This is a genomic window from Clostridium sp. M62/1, assembly GCF_020736365.1.
Taxonomy (GTDB): Bacteria; Bacillota; Clostridia; order Lachnospirales; family Lachnospiraceae; genus Otoolea; species Otoolea saccharolyticum_A.
Genome location: NZ_CP085988.1, coordinates 2,514,730 through 2,533,554, shown reverse-complemented (window position 1 = coordinate 2,533,554; position 18,825 = coordinate 2,514,730). Strand labels below are relative to the sequence as shown.

Below are 18,825 nucleotides of genomic sequence, written 5' to 3'. Positions count from 1 at the left end.
GGAGGAACAATGAGTAAAAAAAGAAAAATCTTAACTGCTGTTGCTGTTGTGTTAGTCTTGCTTGTCGTGACTTTTCTATTCACAAAATCAAGATGGAATCATGGGGATTTATCCGACCCTGATAAAATGATTGAGCGGATAGAAAACGCTCTGGGGGACGACTTCAAAAAGCAAACTAAAACAGAAGTTGTTGCGACCCTCGTTTATGGCAATGGCAAAGAAAGTGACAATATCAATTATCACATCCTAAAGACCACCTATTATGAGGCAGATCCCAATGATGTGACCGGATTGAATGTGGATGCGCTTGGCGTCCTCTTTAATCCTGAAACCGCCGTCAGTTGTGAAACCATGAAGATTCAGGAATGGGACGCCGCACTATACAAAACCAAAGAACATTGCTATCTGTGCTGGACATATTCGCCAGAAGTCAGCTATGTTCTGGAATATAATCCAGAAGCGGTTTCCGATGATGAAATAATCATGATGGCGGAAAGTGCTGAACCCTATGAAGAAAAGTAACTCGTTTCCGGGCGGCAAGTCCACAAAGGGGTAGCTGGCGCAGCCAGCGCAGGGGAAGCGTAGCGTCCCCTGTGATGATTGGAAGCAGTCGCAAGTGTGCTGGAAATCATCCGCTTTCCGCAGGAAGCCCCCGGCAGGGCGCAACGCACCGGCTTGACCGGTGTATAGTTGCGCCCTTACTCCGTAAGGGGTTTCCCGGATACCCGACCTTTCACGCTCTCCGCAACAGCTTCCTTCATACCAGTTTGGGAAAATGCCTGTTTCAGAATGTCCATCACATCATCGTCCGTCAGCACTTCCGGCCTTATCAGGAAACTTTCCAGCATTGCCCCTCTGGTACAGAGCCGGTGCGTCCGTTCCTTCCGGGTAAGCTGCTTCATCTGGTGTTCCAGTATCTTTTCTTCATGCTGCGCCCGCCGCAGTCTGGCTTCGCCTTGGGCAAGCTGCCGGTTGAGCTTTTCCAGCTTTTCATTCATCACGGTAGCCCTCCTTTTTGGGGAGCAGCGTGTAAATGCGGTTCGGTTCTCCCACGCCCCGGCGCACCCGCAGGATCAGTCCGGCGTCCTCCAATTCTTTTAAGGAACGCTTGACGGTCACGGAGCTGCGGGACAAGGCCGCTGCCAGCTCCACAATGGGGAAACGGACAAACAGTATCCCGTTGGTATCCTCCCCACCTTCCGCAAGGGTGGCATCCAGCAGTCGGGCATACATGATCTTTGCGGTGCTGCTGATCGGCAGCCGGAGCATGGCGGTGGGAAGTGGCATACAGGGCGGCAGAACGGTGTCTGCGGTCATAAATTCAAATTCCATTTAGTCGGTTTTCTCCTTTCGCTTGGCTCGCTTGGACAGGTAATGGGGGCAGTCGATCACGACAGCCCGGAAGCTCTGTTTGCACTCATGCTGACACTTCCGGCACAGGTCGTTGTAGGCCACACGCCCCCGGTCATTGAGGAAGAAGGACAACTCCAACTTCCGTTTCTTGCTCATTCTCGGCATGGTGCCTCCTATCATAGAAAATCCGCCCATTTCAGCCGTAATGGTAGAGATGGACGGATAGCGGTTTTTGGTGTCATGTTTCGGGGCGATTTTCAAGGAAAATACGGCCATAGAGCCGTCCTAAAAAGCCCCATAGTATCATGGACAGGGCAGACTACGCCCCGTCGATTTGTCATGTTTGGGTAGCGTTTTGGTGTCAGTTCTGCCGGGTTTTCCTGATGTCGTTCCTGCCCCTGAATCTCACAGCGGCGTTTCGTTCCCGTTGGTACGCTCGCTGCGGTCAAGGTTCCTCCAACTCCTTGCCGCAGGTCGTTGCGCTACATCGCCGGGGAGCATATCCCATCAGGCCGGTCATTCGATTGGAATAATCCATCGATGAACTGACTACATCATAGCTCATTTTTGACCCCTTTCCCGTATGTCCAGAAAATAGGAATACCGCCCCAAAATCGAAAATTTCCACGATTTCGGAACGGTATGGTATAATGAAAATAATAATGGCAACCAGCCACAGGAAGGAGTGTCCGCCCATGAAGGGAGCGACCACCATACAGGAACGCCTTTGGGAACTTCGCAAGGACAAAGGCTTGAATCTGGAAGAACTGTCACAGAAAACAGGCATTTCAAAATCTGCTCTTGCCAGCTATGAATCGGATGATAACAAAGAAATCAATCACGGCAGCCTCATTGCACTGGCAGACTTTTATGAGGTGTCTATTGATTATCTGTTTTGCCGGACAGAAAACCGGGAGCAGATCAACACCCCGCTATCTGAACTGCATTTGACTGATGAAGCCGTGGAACTTCTGAAAAGCGGTCGTATCAACAACCGGCTTCTTTGTGAGATTGTAACCAATGATAAATTTGAGCAGCTTATGACCGATACGGAAATTTACATTGATGGTCATGCAACCTCTACCTTCCGTACTCTTTATGAATCTTTGGAAGAACAGCGGCAAGTTATTGTTCAGAAATACAAGCAGGCGGACAGAGATTTCTATTCGCAGACACTTCTTGCCGCAGAAGTAAAGGAAGAAGATTTTTTCTGTCATGTGACGCACAAAACATGGGACGCCATTCTCCACGATATACGGAAAGCCCATGAGCATGACATTGACAGCACACCGGACTATTCCCTCGCAAAGAAGATGGGTCTGGAAATCCGAAAAGCCATTCAATCTTCCGGGGACTATCTTGGAAAAGTGTGGGCAGTCATTTTCAATATGCTTGGCATGGATTTTTATAAGCTGTCCCCTGATGAACAGAAAACATTCAAAAAGGTTTTGTCAAAATCGCCCGCTATCAAAAACAGTCCGGTCAACTTCCGACGCAAGAGAAAATGAAAACAGCCGTTGTGCGAATGGATTTTCCTACAACGGCTGTTAATCTGGGGGATAATATTCACTTTTTATTCTTCTGCTATTGGAGTTGTGAGGTGCATCCTCTGAGAAATGCAAGTTGCAATTCGATATTACCACGGAAAAACAAAGTAAACTATTAAGGAACTAATTACTGAAGCCACAATAAATATCTTCTTGCTTTTTGCTCTTTTATAAAAAAGTAGGAAAAAAACAATCACGCCTACAACATCCATTAGCAGTTGAAACAGAAATGTATGATGCTCCAAAAAATAAATAAAAATTGCGGTTGCTTCGGCAGCTAAAGCACCTATCGGAAGAGAATATAATATGGAATTAAAAATATATTCTCTGTTCCAGTAGTATAAGATGTAGGCTGCTATTGCACAAGGAATTGAAAGAAGCGTAAACAGAACGAATAGCGAAAAACGAAAACCACCGGAAAATAGGGGTACAAACATTCCTAAAATTGCCTGTAATCCATAAAAACTCAAGGTCATTCCAAACATATACAAAAACGAACTAATTCCTGCACAAATATTAGACGTGCTTAGTAGAACAATGGTAGTATTAGTGATTATCCAAAAACCCAGTAATGTTTGGATTGACGAAAAACTCCATAATGTATCTGCGGGGAAATAATCCGCTAATCTGCAAATACACCCGACCAAAATTCCAACAAAAAAGATTTTTATATAAGATTTCGTACTATGTGTTAAAACTTTACTCATAAGCATTTCCTCCCAAGATTCAATTTGTTTTATTCCACATTTTAATTTTCTTCATCCTGCGTCAACTCAATCACATCTAAAATGCCACAATTTAGGGCTTCGCAGATACGCAGCAGTGTTTTCATACTGATATGCTCGCCCTTGCCCATGTTGGCAATCATGTTGGTTGTCAGACCGGCGGCAAGCCGCAAGTCCTCTTTTCTCATGCCACGTTCTTTCAAGGTGTTCCATAATGGCTGATAGCTGATGTTCATAGGCTTCCCGTCCCTCTTTCCATCGTCAAGTGTTCTGCACCCATTATAGCAGAAATCTTGCGTTTCCACAATATTTCTTGACCACACCGTCGTTTCCGTCTGGATTGTGCTTTTCCTTTCTCCGCTTTTATTACATCTAATTAGCCATAAGCTGCTTCATGCCCTGGCTCTTCGCGCCCGGATTGTCGTTGCCGTAGCCCTCCATGAGATTGATAACGCCCCAGATACCAAGCCCGGCTCCAAGTGCTACAACAAGGGTCTGCAAAACGTCTACTGCGCTATTGAAAAATGCCATAAATAAATCCTTTCTGCCGCGTCTGCGGCTGTCCGGCAAGCGGACAAAAGGCGGTCAGCGTATGCCGCCGCATAAAAAAACCGCCCTCTGGTAAAGGCGGCTGTCCCCGCGCTGCGTAAGTTCTGCGGCGCGGCGGTATTCAGTTGTAGGGGGGTGCGGCTCCTGCCGCTGTGTGCTGCGCCGGAAAGTAGGGGCGCGTATCATGTAGCCGATATTGATATATGTGATTGCTTCGATTCCTCCTTTCGGTGTCCCGCTGTGCTGCCGGACGGGTATTATTCAGACTTGCGGGAAGTGAATAGCTTGCATAGCAAGGTGTTCGCTTCCCGCAAGTTCACAAAGGGGTAGCTGCCGCAAGGCAGCGTAGGGGAAGTGTAGCTTCCCCTGTCCCCCCCCTCCCCGGCGGTCTGCCATGCTGTCACTGTTGAGGGATAAGCCCCCGGCGCGTGACATACTCCGTTGCAAAACGGCGGTGTTCCGCTTCCTTTTCCCGCCAATACTCCCATAATGCAGCGTCGGCGGCTTCCGCAACATTCATTAAAAACCGTTCAAGCTGCTTTTGTTTTTCCTCTGCGCTACGTTTCCTCATGGTCTGCGTCCTCCTGTAAGTCTGCTGCGTCAATCTCGTAATAGTCAAAAACCTCGTCGGGCTTGACAATGGCGGGGCGGCGTTTAAGGTGCTTTTCCATGTCAAAGGCGTTCTTCGGGTCTGCGTCGGATAGGTACTTGTATTTCGGGTGTTTCGTTATGTCGAATTTGTCCGAAAAGAACGGGCGCACCCCGCGTAGCTGCAAGATACATTTCCCTCCGTCCATGACTGCGATTTCATCTTCCGTCATAAGCTGCTTTCCCAATTTCTGATAGTTCAGCCCATGCGAAAGCTCCCGCCCCCTTGTTTCGGAAGTGTTGAAGCTGTCTATCGTTTCCTTGCCTAAAATCTCCGATATTTCTTTGAGCGTGGTTTTTTCCTTGCCGCCCAAGAAAAGCGTGGTGTCGCAGTTGCCGACTATGGTATCGGCGTTGTCCTTGTAGATTGCCTTTAGCTGTGACTGGCTCTGCAAGATGATTGACGCGGAGATTTCCCGGCTCCGTATGGTTGCGATTAGTTTCTCAAATTTGGGGATTTGCCCGATATTCGCAAATTCATCAAGTAAGCACCGTACATGGACGGGAAGCCGCCCGCCGTATTCATCATCTGCTTTGTCGCACAAGAGGTTGAATAGCTGTGTGTAGAGAATACTCACGACAAAGTTAAAGGTGTCGTCGGTGTCGCTGATAATCACGAAAAGGGCGGTCTTTCTGTCACCTATGGTGTCAAGCTCCATTTCGTCGGTTTCCATAAGCTCCCGCAGCTCCTTAATGTCGAATGGGGCTAACCTCGCGCCGCATGAGATAAGTATGCTTTTTGCGGTCTTGCCCGCCGCCAGTTTGTATTTTTTGTACTGCTTGACTGCAAAATGTTCCGGGTCTTTTTCTTCCAGACGTTCAAACATGAGGTCAACCGGGTTCTGGAAATCCTCGTCGTCCTCGCGGGCTTCCGACGCATTTATCATTTCAAGCAGCGTCGTGAAGTTCTTCTCGTCCTCTGGGGCTTCATACCAGATATAGCCGATTAGTGCGGTGTAGTAGAGCTTTTCCGCTTTCACCCAGAAATCCTCGCCGGATTTTTCCCCGTCGCCTTTGGTGTTGGCGATAATGGTATTGACTAATTTCAAAATGTCCTTTTCGCTCCGCAGATAGGCAAAGGGATTGTATTTCATGGATTTTTTGAAGTTAATCGTATTTAGCACTTTGATACGGTATTTGTACCGCTGCAACATTTTCCCGGTTTCCAAAATCAGTGTTCCTTTCGGGTCAGTGACGATATACGACGTTGGAAAATCCTTTGACGTACATTGCATGAGCGACGGTTTCACAAAGAACCGGGTCTTGCCGCTGCCGGAACCGCCGATTACAAGAATATTTTTGTTTCTTGCGTATTTCGGCTGCTTCGGGCGGCTGTTCATGGTGAGCCGTTCCGTCTGCGTTAAGGGGATATTGTTCTCAAATACCGGGTCTGTGTACGGCTTTATGTCGTCAGCCCCGCCCCAACGCGCCGAACCGTATTCTGTCCCGCGGCGGTATTTCTTCGCGTTCTTGCCTTTGGTGTAGATAATCAGCCGGACAATGACCGCCCCCGCAATGCCGATAAGTAAGTCTGCCGGGTGGAAGCTCGGCGCGATACTGGAAAAGGCGGTGGTAAAACCGTCCCCAAGATGTAGCAGCTTTGCGCTTGCGTCCGCGCCGGGGGATAGACGGACAGCCGCGCCCACTTTATCAAAGAGCCAGACAAAGAGCAGATACGGGAGATTTAGGATAAGCAGCTTCTTGATTTCCGGCTTCATAGCGATACCTCCCTGTCCTTGTTCTTGACCTTTGCCCGTTCCGCGTTCTTGCCCTGTGCGGCTTCTTTGAGCGTAGAGAGCAGCTTTCGGATAGAGGGCTTTTTCTCCTGTGTCAGCTTCTTTGCGGAAAACTCCTTAAAGGCTGCGGTCAGCACGTCCGCGTCCCGCCCCTTGAAAAAAACCAGATAGCGGGGCGGGCTTTCCGTTGCGTCCTTTTTCAGCGCAAAGTCGATACCGTACTTTTTCGCCGTACTCTCAAAGGCTTTGATATTGCCCTCGGTAATCTCAATGTTGGAAACGCCCGCGTTCTGCTTCATAAGCTGCTTTAAGCTCTGCTTTCCCTGTGGCGGTTTTGCAAGCTGCTTTTTGCCCTTTGACAGTATGGCTTTCATTGCCTTTTGGAGCGTCTGGGCGGTCAGCTTCCCGGTCTTGATGTAAAGGGCTATGGTCTTTTCGTTTACTTCGTCCTGCAATTCCTCGCGTCCTCCTTTCGCGTTTCTTTATGGGGCGGCGGTCAGATACGCACCCGCAGCCCGTTCAAGTCCTCGGCTCTGATACCCACAAGATACCAGTTGTCGCCGTACTCAATCCGGGTCGGCTTCCACTTGCCCCGCACGAATACGTCAAAGCACTCACCGCAATGCAAGCCCCCGTAGTAGCTGTTTAAGTCAAAGCGAATGTCGTAACGGTCGGTGCGCTCGTCAAATACCAATGCTCCTGTCATTTTCTGTGCCATAATAAAATCCTCCTTTTGTTGTTTTACAGGCTTTCGCCCGGTTTGAATGAATAATAGTCCGGGTCGCCGTACTGCGGCTTCTTCGGTGACAGTGCGCCGCTTGCCATGTCATGGGCGACAAGGGAAGTGTAATAATTGCCGATAGTGGACGGGGCGTTGAAAAGGGCTGCTTTCAGATATTGCTTGATGTTGCGGATTTTCGTTGTGTTCTCCCGCATACAGTCAAGCACAAAGCGGATATGCTCGCCGTCCAGTTTCATAAACTTAGATTTCACAAGCTCTGCCGGGTAGTCGTCCCCCGCAATCCGTACCCGCTTTCTGGCGGTGCATACGGTTTCAAGCATGAGGTCTACAATCTCGTCCAGCCTGTCCCCGTCAAACTTCATGTCCTGTTTGAGAATGTGGTAGTCGATATTGTCCTTGATGATTTCCCGGTATATATCAACTGCGCTCTGTGCTGCCGCTTCCGTTCCTTTCCGTTCCGGCGGCGTAGCCGCTTCTCTGCAAGGAGAGGGGTTAGGGGAAAGGATAGGAATGGAATGGGTACTTGATAAATCTGTATTTGATTTTTCTTTTTTTGGTAAGTCAGTTCTTTGTATATCTTTATTTAATTGCGTTGGATTTTCCAACGTAGGTTTTTCCAATGTTGGTTTTTCCTGCGTTGGATTATCCAATGTTGGATTTTCCAATGTAGGTAAATCCGGCGTAGGCGGCTGCGGCTGCTCGAATATCACATAGTCCGCGCCCCGCAAGCGTCCTTTCTCGTCGCGCTCCCTTGACCGAACGATATACCCGGCGCGTTCAAGCTCCTTAATGGCTTCGCGGATAGCGTCTATCTTCTCCCGGTTGATAAGGGATAAGCCTTTCAAGGTGTAGTCCCAATCTTCGGGGAGTGACAGCATTTGCGACAACAGCCCTTTTGCCTTTAAGGAAAGCTCCTTGTTGCGTAGGTGGTGGTTGCTCATTACGGTGTAGCCCTTGTTCCGTTCCACTCTGAAAACTGCCATAGTAAATCACTCCTTTTGCTGTGGATTTGTTACGCAGTAGAAGCGCGGTTTCGGGGGATAAGGTATAAATCCCTTGCCGCGCCAGATACGCGCCCGCAAAATCGCTTGTAGCAAGGCTTTTTCTGCCCCTACTGCGTAACAAAGGGCATAAAAAAGCGGCGTTCCTGTTCTCCCATGTAGAGAGTAAGAAACGCCGCTTCTGCGTCGTATTCAGTTTTTAGTACAATACCCTGCTTGTCCGTCGCTCGAAAAACCTTGATTTTCCAGTGTTTTCAAAAGTATCGTTATCTAACGTCAGCTTTTGAACGCCCGGATTTTCAGCGCATGATGGACGATGTGGAAGCCGGAAAAGTAAACTGCATTGTCACGAAAGACCTTTCCCGTTTCGGGCGGGAACATGTGATGATGGACTACTATCTGGAATTTCTGTTCCCGGAAAAACGGGTGCGCTACATCGCCGTTGCGGAGAATGAGGACACAGAGAAAGGGCTTTCCGATTTTGTCCCGTTCAAAAACCTGTTCAATGAATGGTTTGCGAAAGATACAAGCCGCAAGGTAAAGGCCGCTTTCAAAGCAAAGTTTGCCACAGGACAGCGTATCGGCGCTTATGCTCCCATCGGGTACAGGAAACACCCGGAAATCAAAAACAAGCTGATAATCGACGAGGAAACCCGCTGGATAGTGGAGAAGATTTTTGACCTCGCCATTCATGGCAGAGGGGCGGCCAGTATCACAAGAATACTGATTGCGGAAAAGGTTCCCACGCCGGGATTTATCAACTTCCAGCGTGACGGGACTTTCGCAAACATCTATGCGGGTGCGCCAGAGGAAAAAAGCTACGCATGGACGATAGCGCAGGTCAAGAGCATTATGAAAGACGAAACCTATATCGGCCATACCATCCACTACCGGGAAACAAACATTTCCTTTAAGAACAAGCGGAGGATACGCAAGCCCCAAAGTGAATGGGTGCGGGTGGAGAACACGCAGGAGCCGATTATCAGCGAACAGGTTTTCCGGCAGGTACAGGAGCAGATAGCAAACCGCCGCAGAAAATGCAAGGACGGTACAACACAGATTTTTTCCGGATTGGTAAAATGTTCGGATTGCGGCTGGTCGTTGTCCTATGGGGAGAACAGGCAGAACAGCAAGCCTTACGGCCATTATCATTGTAGCAAGTACGGACAGGGCACACGCCAATGCTCCATGCATTATATCCGCTATGATGTGCTTTACGCCTATGTCCTCTCCCGTCTGCAATACTGGTCGGGGCTGGTACAGCATGATGAAGAACGGCTCTTGAAGCGGCTGTTAAACGCCAATGACAAGGGACAGGCCGCCGCAAGAAAGAAGCAAGCCGCAGAGTTGAACAAAGCGGAGAAGCGGAAAGCCGAAGTCGATACCCTGTTTGCCCGGATGTATGAGGACTGGGCGGCGGGGCGTATCACAGAATACAACTTCTCTATGCTGTCCGGGAAGTACCAGAGCGAACAGGCTGAACTGGACACAAAGATTGAACAGCTTCAATCCGCTATCGCCACTGAAAGCCAGAACGCCGCAGACGCAGAAAAATGGATTGCCTTGATGAAAGAGTGCGTCAATCCAACAGAACTGACCGCCGAACTTTTGAATACGCTGATTGAAAAAATCGTTGTCCATGAAGCGGTCAAAGGTGAGGACGGAAGCCGGGAACAGGAGGTAGAAATCTTCTACCGCTTTATCGGCAAAATTGATTAAATGACACCAATATTTTTAACTATGTGATACCGGGGTGACGCCTTTTGACTACACCGTGTACACTTCTGTCATGTGTGCGGAGTCCCTGCGTTTTTACTGGCTCACCTACGGAAACAGCCGTGTCCGGTATGTGGATCTGGGAGAGCTTCTGAAGAAAAACAGAGCTGTCCAGTTTGAGCTCTCCTTCGAACAGGAATTTAAACGTCTGGGTGCAGAGCAGGACGGCCTTTTCCCTGCCGGTTGAGCCAGAGAAACATGGCCAGACACAGGCAGATCTGGACAACGGTGGAGGAAGGTGTCGCAAGGCCGATCTGAAACAGGGTGACTCCCGCTGTCCGGCTTGTCAGGAGGACAAGGGGAATCCTCACAAGGAAGGCCCCGATGAGGCCCTGAATCATGACGAACAGAGTTCTCTCACAGCCGTTGTAATAGCCGGTGAAGCAGAACAGGAACGGAGTGAGCATGCAGTCGATGGCGTAGGCCATGAGATAGCTGTGGGAAGCGGCGATAACGGCTTCGTCTTTTGAAAAAACGGAAGCCAGCAGATCGCCGTGGAAAAAGGTCAGCCAGGCCATAATGAGCCCCGCCGCAAAGGAAACTGAAATCCCGCAGCCGAGAGCCCGCTTTGCCCGTTCTGGCTTCCCGGCTCCCATATTCTGCGCAGTAAAGGCTGACATGGACTGCATACAGGCGGAGGGGACGAGCATAATAAACACGCATACCTTTTCACCGACTCCGATGGCGGCGGAGTCTGTTACCCCGAAAGAATTTACTACAGTCTGGATTACCAGAAAGGAAAAGCCGACCAGAAGCTCCTGAAGGGCCACAGGTGTTCCAAGCTTTAACTCTTTCAGGATGAGATGCTTCCTGAAGCGGATGAAACTTCGTGAAAAGGGAAAAGGCAGTCCTTTTTTACGGATCACAAAGAGGGAAATGACAACACTTGCAGCCTGGGCGGCCACAGTGGCCAGGGCAGCTCCCGCCGCGCCCATGTGGAACACGGCTACCAACAGCAGATCTCCGGCAATGTTGATGACACATGCGATGGCAACCGTCATCAGAGGGGTTTTGGAATCGCCGATTCCGCGGAACACAGCGCCCAGCACATTGTAGGACACGATGAAGACAGAGCCGGCTCCGCAGATTCGGATATAGGATAAGGTATGGGAATAGGCCTCCTGGGGAGCGTGCATCAGTCGGGCGAGAAGTCCGGCCGCGCCGGTCATGACGGCAGTGAGCACCAGGGCAAAGACAGCAAACAGGCAGATGCCGGTTCCTACAGCCTGCCCGGCCTCCTGGAGCTTTTTCATTCCCGTCTTCTCGCCGACTAATATGGTAATTCCCATGGAGAGTCCCGTAATGATCATCGTGACGGTCTGAAGCAGCATGCTTCCCGTGGCTACTCCCGATACATCAGAAGTAGAGGCAAACTGCCCCACCACCAGAAGGTCAACTCCGCCGTAGAGCGCCTGCAGAAACAGGCTGAAGAGTACGGGAACTGCAAAGCGCAGCAGGGAACTTAGAATGCGTCCCTCTGTGAAAGCTTCTGTTGATTTCATATCTGTTAATTCTCCTTCTGTAAATAAAATGGATTCTCCCGTGCTGTGAAAACCACTTTCCAGGAACACCGGCAAAGTCTTTCATATCCCCCTCCGCACAGATAAAAGCCGGATAAGGAACAGATATATAAGTCTGCTGTCTTATCCGGCTTACCATTTATGGATGAATATGCACAGGGGGTATTTCCTGCACCTCATTCACGCTGCTTCCTGGGAATAATATGACCTACGAACAGGCATCCTTATTATAGCAGATTGGTGCAGAGAGTCAAGAATCTGATTAATTAGTCAAAATTATAATATATATTAAATATATTAATTTTACTTATTTATATTTTTTGTTTATGATAAAGCGGAAGGAAAAAGGCTGTCCGGGCTGAAACCGCATAAAGAGCGGTCAGGGGCAGCGCAGCTTCCGGCAGCGCGAAAGCGCCGGCGCAGAGGCTGGACTTATGGAAAAAAGAAGCGGGCTTTCCGCTTTGATGCAATACAAAACAGTTCAATTACAAAAGGCGAGATCTGTAAGGAGGATCCTATGAGCGTAAGACGTATTTTTGTGGAAAAAAGACCAGAATTTGCTGTTAAGGCAAAGGAGCTTCGCGATGAGATCGAGAGTTATCTGGGCATTAAGACAGTGACCGGAGTGAGAGTTCTCATCCGCTATGACATTGAGAACGTGTCAGAGGCTGCCTACAGGGAGGCTCTCTCTACCATCTTTTCCGAGCCGCCGATGGATGATGTATATGAGGAGAGCTTTGAGACAGGCGAAGGAGATACCGTTTTTACAGTAGAGTATCTGCCCGGTCAGTTCGATCAGAGAGCGGACTCCGCAGAACAGTGCGTGAAGCTCTTAAGCGAGGAGGAAGAACCGATCATACGATCCGCCACAACGTATGTGGTATCCGGAACTCTGACAGAGGAGGAGAAGGCAGCCGTCAAGTCTCTCTGCATTAACCCGGTGGATTCCAGAGAAAACAACAACCCGAAGCCGGAAACCCTTGTGGCCGTATTCGAGCAGCCGGAGGATGTAAAGATCTTTGCCGGCTTCATGGATATGCCGAAGGAGGAGCTTAAGTCCCTCTATGAGTCCTTAAACCTGGCTATGACCTTCAAGGATTTCCTTCACATTCAGAATTACTTCAAGAATGAGGAGAAGCGCGATCCGTCTGTGACAGAGATCCGCGTGCTTGATACCTACTGGTCCGATCACTGCCGCCACACCACCTTCCAGACAGAGCTCAAGGATGTGGAGTTTACAAAGGGCGATTACAATGAGCCTATCGAGAATACATACAGACAGTACCTGGCTGACAGGGAGGAGCTGTATGCAGGGAGAAGCGACAAGTTTGTCTGCCTGATGGATCTGGCCCTGATGGCGATGAAGAAGCTGAGAAAAGAAGGAAAGCTTCAGGACATGGAGGTTTCTGAGGAGATCAACGCCTGCAGCATCGTGGTTCCCGTTGTCATCGACGGAAAGGAGGAGGAGTGGCTCGTAAACTTCAAAAACGAGACACACAACCATCCGACTGAGATCGAGCCCTTCGGAGGGGCGGCTACCTGTCTGGGCGGAGCCATCCGCGATCCACTTTCCGGCCGTACCTATGTCTATCAGGCCATGCGCGTGACGGGAGCTGCCGATCCTACCAGACCTATGTCTGAGACAATGCACGGAAAGCTGCCCCAGAGGAGGATCGTCACAGATGCGGCTCACGGCTACAGCTCCTACGGAAATCAGATCGGCCTTGCCACCGGCTATGTGAAGGAGATCTACCACCCGAACTACGCTGCCAAGAGAATGGAGATCGGCGCAGTGATGGCGGCAGCACCGAGAAAGAATGTCATCCGCGAGACCTCTGATCCGGGCGATGTGATCATCCTCATGGGAGGAAGGACAGGCCGTGACGGAATCGGCGGAGCTACCGGTTCCTCCAAGGTACATACAGAGGAGTCCATCGAGGTCTGCGGCGCTGAGGTTCAGAAGGGAAATCCGCCGACAGAGAGAAAGCTCCAGCGCTTATTCCGCCGTCCGGAGGTAAGCCGCCTGATCAAGAAGTGCAACGACTTCGGCGCCGGCGGTGTATCTGTGGCCATCGGCGAGCTGGCAGCAGGACTTGAGATTGACCTTGACAAGGTGCCGAAGAAATATGCGGGACTGGACGGAACGGAGATTGCCATTTCCGAGTCCCAGGAGAGAATGGCCGTTGTGGTAGACAAAAAGGATGTTGAGCAGATGATGGCCTATGTGGCAGAGGAAAACCTGGAGGCAGTTCCCGTTGCCGTAGTCACAGAATCTCCAAGGCTTGTGATGCACTGGAGAGGAAAGACCATCGTGGATATCAGCCGCGCGTTCCTGGATACAAACGGAGCTCACCAGGAGGCTTCTGTCACAGTGGAGGTTCCCACAAGAGAGGGCAATGTATTTGAGCGAAAAGAGATCGGCGATGTGAAAGAGCACTGGCTGAAGCTGCTTTCCGGCTTAAACGTATGCTCCCAGAAGGGACTGGTGGAAATGTTTGACGCATCCATCGGAGCGGGAAGCGTGTTCATGCCTTACGGCGGAAAATACCAGCTCACAGAGACCCAGGCTATGGTGGCAAAGCTCCCTGTTCTGGAGGGCAAGTGCGACACTGTGACCATGATGAGCTACGGCTATGACCCGTATCTTTCAAGCTGGAGCCCGTATCACGGGGCTGTCTATGCTGTCCTGGATTCTGTTGCCAAGATTGCGGCTAACGGAGGCGACTTTAAGAAGATCCGCTTCACCTTCCAGGAGTATTTCAAGAGGATGACAGAGGACAGAACCAGATGGGGAACGCCATTCTCCGCTCTCCTCGGTGCATACAGCGCACAGATGGGCTTCGGACTTCCGTCCATCGGAGGAAAGGACAGTATGTCCGGAACCTTCAACGATGAAGTTCACGGGGAGATCAATGTTCCGCCGACACTTGTCTCCTTTGCTGTAGACATTTCCGACAAACAGCATGTGGTAACGCCGGAGTTTAAGAAGGCCGGAAGCAAGATTGTGGTGATGAAGATCGAGAAGGACGGCTATGACCTTCCTGTTTACAGCCAGGTGATGGACAGCTACGAGAAGCTCTACCGCGATATGGAGGCCGGAAACATCATCTCTGCCTACGCCGTGGAGGCCGGCGGAATCGCCGAGGCAGTCAGCAAGATGGCCTTTGGAAACAAGCTGGGCGTTAAAGTAGAGCACAATGTGGATCCGAGAGATTTCTTCGCGCCGGGCTGGGGCAACATCGTATGCGAGGTGCCGGACGGAAAGGTGGGAAACCTTGGAATCACCTACACAGTCATCGGAGAGGTGACAGACCGCGCAGCCTTTGAATATGGCAATGTGACCATCTCCATGGACGAGGCATTAAACGCATGGACCAGGACGCTGGAGGACGTGTTCGCCACAGAATCCGGTGTGGAGCAGAAGGAAGTCAGAACAGAGATTTACAATACAGACAAGGTTTACATCTGCAAAAATAAGGTGGCGAAACCAAGAGTGTTTATTCCGGTATTTCCGGGCACAAACTGTGAGTACGACAGCGCCAAGGCTTTCGAGCGGGCAGGTGCAGAAGTTATCACAAAGATTTTCAGAAACCGGGATGCGGCAGACATCAGGGATTCTGTGGAGGTCTACAAAAAGGCCATCGCCCAGTCCCAGATCGTGATGTTCCCGGGAGGCTTCTCCGGAGGCGATGAGCCGGACGGCTCTGCAAAATTCTTTGCCACAACCTTCAGAAATGCAGTCCTCAAGGAGGAGATCGAAAAGCTCTTAAACGAGAGAGACGGTCTGATTTTAGGCGTCTGCAACGGCTTCCAGGCTCTTATCAAGCTGGGACTTCTGCCGGAGGGAAGGATTACAGAGTTAAAGAGCGACTCTCCGACACTGGCCATGAATACTATCGGACGCCATATTTCCAAGATGGTGAACCTGAAGGTAGTTTCCAACAAGTCCCCATGGCTTCGCGAGGCAGAGCTTGGCGGAATCTATGTAAATCCTGTCTCCCACGGAGAAGGACGTTTCGTGGCAAGCAGCGAGTGGATTGAGAAGCTCTATGCAAACGGCCAGGTGGCAACCCAGTATGTGGATGCCGAGGGCAGACCGACCATGGATGAGGCATGGAACCCCAACGGCTCCATGATGGCAATCGAGGGAATTACAAGTGAGGACGGCCGTATCTACGGAAAGATGGCCCACTCTGAGAGAATCGGCGACGGCGTGGCTGTCAATATTTACGGCAACCAGGATATCAAGATTTTTGAATCCGGCGTGAAGTATTTCCAGTAACAGCCGCGGCCAGGCAGCGGTTCAGACTGACACCTTAGGCCCGGGGGATATTCCTCCGGGCCTTTCCCGTGCCCGAGAGAGACGGCACTCAAAGCTGCAGGGAGAAGAGATACTGTACAGGATTCTGACAGCTGTGCCTGATTTTTCGCTGTGCTGTTCTGAAAAAATTCCTTAAAAACAGGGAAATGTCACAAAATTGTAAATAAAAAGTTAGAAATATTGTGCAGAATCCTGATATAATAACCATATCAGAGGAGGATGCCAAAAACAGGCAAAACCTCTTTGACGAAAGGTATGGGATTTGATATAATGAGTTCAGAGGAATTGAAAAACGATTCTGACAAAAGAGTAGAAGGTAAAGGAGGAGAGAAGATGAGAAAGAGCGTAAAAGGCATAGCGGCTCTCTCTGCGGCAGCCTTGCTGGCTCTGGGAATGTCGGTGACGGCGTTTGCCAAAGATGACATAGAGGACGTGTCAGGAAGGCTTGAGATTCGTTTTGACGGGGAAGAGCCAGAGGCGGGGGACAATATGGATATCCCGGGTTACACAGTGACCAATTGGCCTACAGGCGTAATAAATCAGGTTTCAGACGAATACTTTGATGACGAGGAGGACGAGTTTACAAGAGGAACCAAGCCGGTCATCTGCCTGGAATTTGAGGCAGAAAGCGGATATGATTTCGATAAGTATTCCAAGAGCAGCGTGAAGGTCAGCGGTATGCACACGAAGCTGAAGAAGATAAAAAAGGACGATGATGATACAACGCTGATTGTATACATTGAGATGAGAGAGATCTCCGGCGATCTGGAGGAGCCGGACGAGGCGGAGTGGTCCGACAAGACGGCAACCTGGAGCCAGGTGGACGATGCAAACAAGTATGAGGTAAAACTCTACAGGAACGACGGCCTTGTACAGACCGTGAGTACGACCAATGATTACTATGATTTCTATTCTTACATGACAAAGACAGGCGACTACTATTTTAAAGTCAGAGCAATCTGCACCAGCGATGACGAAAAGAGCGAGTGGGTAGAGTCAGACAATATTGATATTGATTCCAGTGAGGTTTATACTATCAGCGGCGGCTCAGGTGCCGGCTGGATCCAGGACGCAAACGGATGGTGGTACAGGAATGCGGATGGCAGCTCAGTCGTAAATGCATGGCTGTTTGTGGACAACAACTGGTTCCACTTCAACAGGAACGGCTACATGCAGACAGACTGGCAGTTCATCGACAACCGCTGGTTCTATCTGAATCCTGTTTCTGACGGAACAAGGGGAGCCATGAAGACCGGCTGGCAGCAGATTAACGGCGTATGGTACTACTTAAATCCTGTTTCCGACGGAACAAGGGGAGCTATGATGACAGGCTACCAGACCATAGACGGAAAGACCTACTATTTTGACGACAGCGGAGCCATGTGGGCAAACCGTACAGCGCCGAATGGCCGCTATCTGGATGCTTCCGGCGCTATGCAGTAAGGAACAGCACCTGTTCCAGCCGGGGGTCAGGCCGGAAATGCGACAGTAGATGGAATGGGATAAAAGGTTAAAAGGTTAAAAGGCACAGTGTGGCAAACGTGAGAGGGGCCGTTTTTCCGGAACAGAAACCGGAAAAGCGGCCTCTTTCTTCTGTTTTGATATAGACGGAAAACAAAACGTAATAAGAACAGGTGCCTGAATATAAGAATAAAAAACAGAACAAGAATTAGAATACAGAAAAAATACAACAAAATACTATATATTTAGAAATGAAAGGAGTATAATACATCTATACCAGAATTCTTGGCACGGAAACTGACGACCGATGCAAAAAAAGGAGATGGATGTATGAAACGGGCAGTAAAAATGATGCTTGCGGCAGCTGCTTTTTCCGTCCTGCTGTCGTCTGCCGTATATGCGGGGGAGTGGAAACAGGACAATGGAGGCTGGCGGTGGCAGGAGGACGACGGAAGCTATGCGCGGGACGGCTGGCGATGGCTGGATGGAAATGGTGATGGAACGGCGGAGTGCTATTATTTCTATTCAAATGGCTATATGGCTGAAGATACGATCGCGGAAGGCTACCGGGTAGACAAAAACGGATGCTGGGTACAGAGAGGACAGGTTCAGACACAGCCGGCAGCCGTGACATCCCAGCAGCCGGAGGGGCAGGCCGCAGGAGAACAGACGGGGGAAGATCAGATTTCTCAGGGTCAGACAGCTCCGAGCGATGGTGCCGAGCCCCAGAATGTCATGAGCCGGATTGAGGATGCTCTTACGCAGGGGATGAGCGACAGCCTGGACAGCACCATCAGGATGAATTACTCTGTATCTGCGCAGGGGATTGCCATGGACGGAACGATGGAAGGAACTCTCAAGATGAGGGGGCTCTCGGGAACAAATCCGGAATATCTGATGGATATGAATACGTCCTTCCTGGGACAGCAGGTACAGCAGAGAACCTTCTATACAGGCGGCTACTATTACATGGAAACAGGCGGTATGAAATATAAGGTGCCCATGGATATGACAGAGGCTCTTGAGCAGACACAGACAGGCTCTTTGACTGCAGATAATATGGATTATCTCAGAGATATCACCGAGGAGCGCCACGAGGACGGCTCAGTCACATACCGTTTTACCGGAGATCTGGATATGGTCAACGGCCTGACAGAAGGAATTATGGGAAATATGAATGCAGGAAGCGGCATGACAGTGAGCTTGAAGCGCTATGAGGGAGAGATTTCCCTGAACTCAGCCGGAGCCCTTACCGCAGAGAGGGCGGTGATTGACATGACCATAATTTCAGACGATACGGCAATGGACATGCACATGGATATGGACATTACAATCAATCATCCCGGACAGCCGGCAGAGTTTGAACTTCCGTCTACAGAAGGGTATGAGGAGATAGCGAAGAAATAGCCAAACAGCAGGCCCTGCCGGTATATACCGGCAGGGCCT

17 protein-coding genes and 2 pseudogenes are annotated in these 18,825 nt (G+C 50.1%); 7 read left to right on the top strand and 12 right to left on the bottom strand.

The window, feature by feature from the left end:
- Positions 1-9: 9 nt before the first annotated feature.
- Positions 10-522: a hypothetical protein gene (locus LK436_RS11900; RefSeq protein ID WP_008395956.1), complete on the top strand. Its 513-nt coding sequence runs from the start codon at positions 10-12 to the stop codon at positions 520-522.
- 176 nt (positions 523-698) lie between these two features.
- Here the strand turns inward: LK436_RS11900 and LK436_RS11895 are convergent, their stop codons facing one another.
- From LK436_RS11895 to LK436_RS11885, 3 genes are read right to left on the bottom strand one after another with little or no spacing between them, the layout of a single operon-like run.
- Complete coding sequence (locus tag LK436_RS11895; RefSeq protein ID WP_008395955.1) at positions 699-998, bottom strand: DUF3847 domain-containing protein; 300 nt, start codon at positions 996-998, stop codon at positions 699-701.
- On the bottom strand, positions 991-1,332 hold the full coding sequence (locus tag LK436_RS11890) for a DeoR family transcriptional regulator (RefSeq protein WP_008395954.1): 342 nt from the start codon (positions 1,330-1,332) through the stop codon (positions 991-993). The genes LK436_RS11895 and LK436_RS11890 overlap by 8 nt, the downstream gene beginning before the upstream one ends.
- Positions 1,333-1,518: a hypothetical protein gene (locus LK436_RS11885; RefSeq protein WP_044930770.1), complete on the bottom strand. Its 186-nt coding sequence runs from the start codon at positions 1,516-1,518 to the stop codon at positions 1,333-1,335.
- A 530-nt stretch (positions 1,519-2,048) separates the two neighbouring features.
- Here LK436_RS11885 and LK436_RS11880 point away from each other — a divergent pair.
- Entirely contained in the window at positions 2,049-2,861 is an 813-nt protein-coding gene (locus LK436_RS11880; RefSeq protein ID WP_008395951.1) for a helix-turn-helix domain-containing protein, read from the top strand.
- 128 nt (positions 2,862-2,989) lie between these two features.
- Here LK436_RS11880 and LK436_RS11875 read toward each other — a convergent pair whose 3' ends face one another.
- The 8 genes and pseudogenes from LK436_RS11875 to LK436_RS11840 form a co-directional block, all read right to left on the bottom strand.
- Positions 2,990-3,607 (bottom strand): hypothetical protein, encoded by a 618-nt coding sequence (locus LK436_RS11875; protein WP_198006620.1) that lies wholly within the window; start codon positions 3,605-3,607, stop codon positions 2,990-2,992.
- Between the two features lie 41 nt (positions 3,608-3,648).
- The gene (locus LK436_RS11870; RefSeq protein ID WP_044930668.1) at positions 3,649-3,861 is read right to left on the bottom strand and encodes a helix-turn-helix domain-containing protein; all 213 of its coding nucleotides are present in this window, start codon (positions 3,859-3,861) and stop codon (positions 3,649-3,651) included.
- Between the two features lie 142 nt (positions 3,862-4,003).
- Positions 4,004-4,156 (bottom strand): annotated as a pseudogene (locus LK436_RS11865) (Maff2 family mobile element protein); the annotation flags it as partial.
- Between the two features lie 418 nt (positions 4,157-4,574).
- Positions 4,575-4,745, bottom strand: a complete 171-nt coding sequence (locus LK436_RS11860) for a hypothetical protein (RefSeq protein WP_002569167.1) — start codon at positions 4,743-4,745, stop codon at positions 4,575-4,577.
- Complete coding sequence (locus LK436_RS11855; protein ID WP_002569166.1) at positions 4,732-6,540, bottom strand: VirD4-like conjugal transfer protein, CD1115 family; 1,809 nt, start codon at positions 6,538-6,540, stop codon at positions 4,732-4,734. Before LK436_RS11855 ends, LK436_RS11860 begins: the two co-directional genes overlap by 14 nt.
- Positions 6,537-7,013, bottom strand: a complete 477-nt coding sequence (locus tag LK436_RS11850; RefSeq protein ID WP_002569165.1) for a PcfB family protein — start codon at positions 7,011-7,013, stop codon at positions 6,537-6,539. Before LK436_RS11850 ends, LK436_RS11855 begins: the two co-directional genes overlap by 4 nt.
- A gap of 41 nt (positions 7,014-7,054) precedes the next feature.
- The gene (locus LK436_RS11845; RefSeq protein ID WP_002569164.1) at positions 7,055-7,276 is read right to left on the bottom strand and encodes a DUF5348 domain-containing protein; all 222 of its coding nucleotides are present in this window, start codon (positions 7,274-7,276) and stop codon (positions 7,055-7,057) included.
- Between the two features lie 23 nt (positions 7,277-7,299).
- Positions 7,300-8,283 (bottom strand): DUF6017 domain-containing protein, encoded by a 984-nt coding sequence (locus LK436_RS11840; protein WP_002569163.1) that lies wholly within the window; start codon positions 8,281-8,283, stop codon positions 7,300-7,302.
- Positions 8,284-8,583: 300 nt separating this feature from the next.
- Between LK436_RS11840 and LK436_RS11835 the strand changes: the two are divergent.
- Positions 8,584-10,020 (top strand): annotated as a pseudogene (locus LK436_RS11835) (DUF4368 domain-containing protein); the annotation flags it as partial.
- Between the two features lie 34 nt (positions 10,021-10,054).
- Positions 10,055-10,264 carry a linear amide C-N hydrolase gene (locus LK436_RS11830; protein WP_227910051.1) on the top strand — a complete coding sequence of 70 codons (210 nt, stop codon included), beginning with the start codon at positions 10,055-10,057 and terminating at the stop codon, positions 10,262-10,264.
- On the opposite strand, the gene LK436_RS11825 is transcribed toward LK436_RS11830, so the two are convergent.
- On the bottom strand, positions 10,218-11,579 hold the full coding sequence (locus LK436_RS11825; RefSeq protein WP_008395937.1) for an MATE family efflux transporter: 1,362 nt from the start codon (positions 11,577-11,579) through the stop codon (positions 10,218-10,220). The genes LK436_RS11830 and LK436_RS11825 overlap by 47 nt on opposite strands.
- Before the next feature lie 535 nt (positions 11,580-12,114).
- On the opposite strand from LK436_RS11825, the gene LK436_RS11820 reads away from it, so the two are divergent.
- From LK436_RS11820 to LK436_RS11810, 3 genes are all read left to right on the top strand, one after another.
- The gene (locus tag LK436_RS11820; protein ID WP_008395936.1) at positions 12,115-15,879 is read left to right on the top strand and encodes a phosphoribosylformylglycinamidine synthase; all 3,765 of its coding nucleotides are present in this window, start codon (positions 12,115-12,117) and stop codon (positions 15,877-15,879) included.
- 372 nt (positions 15,880-16,251) lie between these two features.
- Positions 16,252-17,361: an N-acetylmuramoyl-L-alanine amidase family protein gene (locus tag LK436_RS11815; protein WP_015574016.1), complete on the top strand. Its 1,110-nt coding sequence runs from the start codon at positions 16,252-16,254 to the stop codon at positions 17,359-17,361.
- Positions 17,362-17,709: 348 nt separating this feature from the next.
- The gene (locus LK436_RS11810; protein WP_008395931.1) at positions 17,710-18,786 is read left to right on the top strand and encodes a hypothetical protein; all 1,077 of its coding nucleotides are present in this window, start codon (positions 17,710-17,712) and stop codon (positions 18,784-18,786) included.
- The last annotated feature ends 39 nt before the right edge of the window (positions 18,787-18,825 follow it).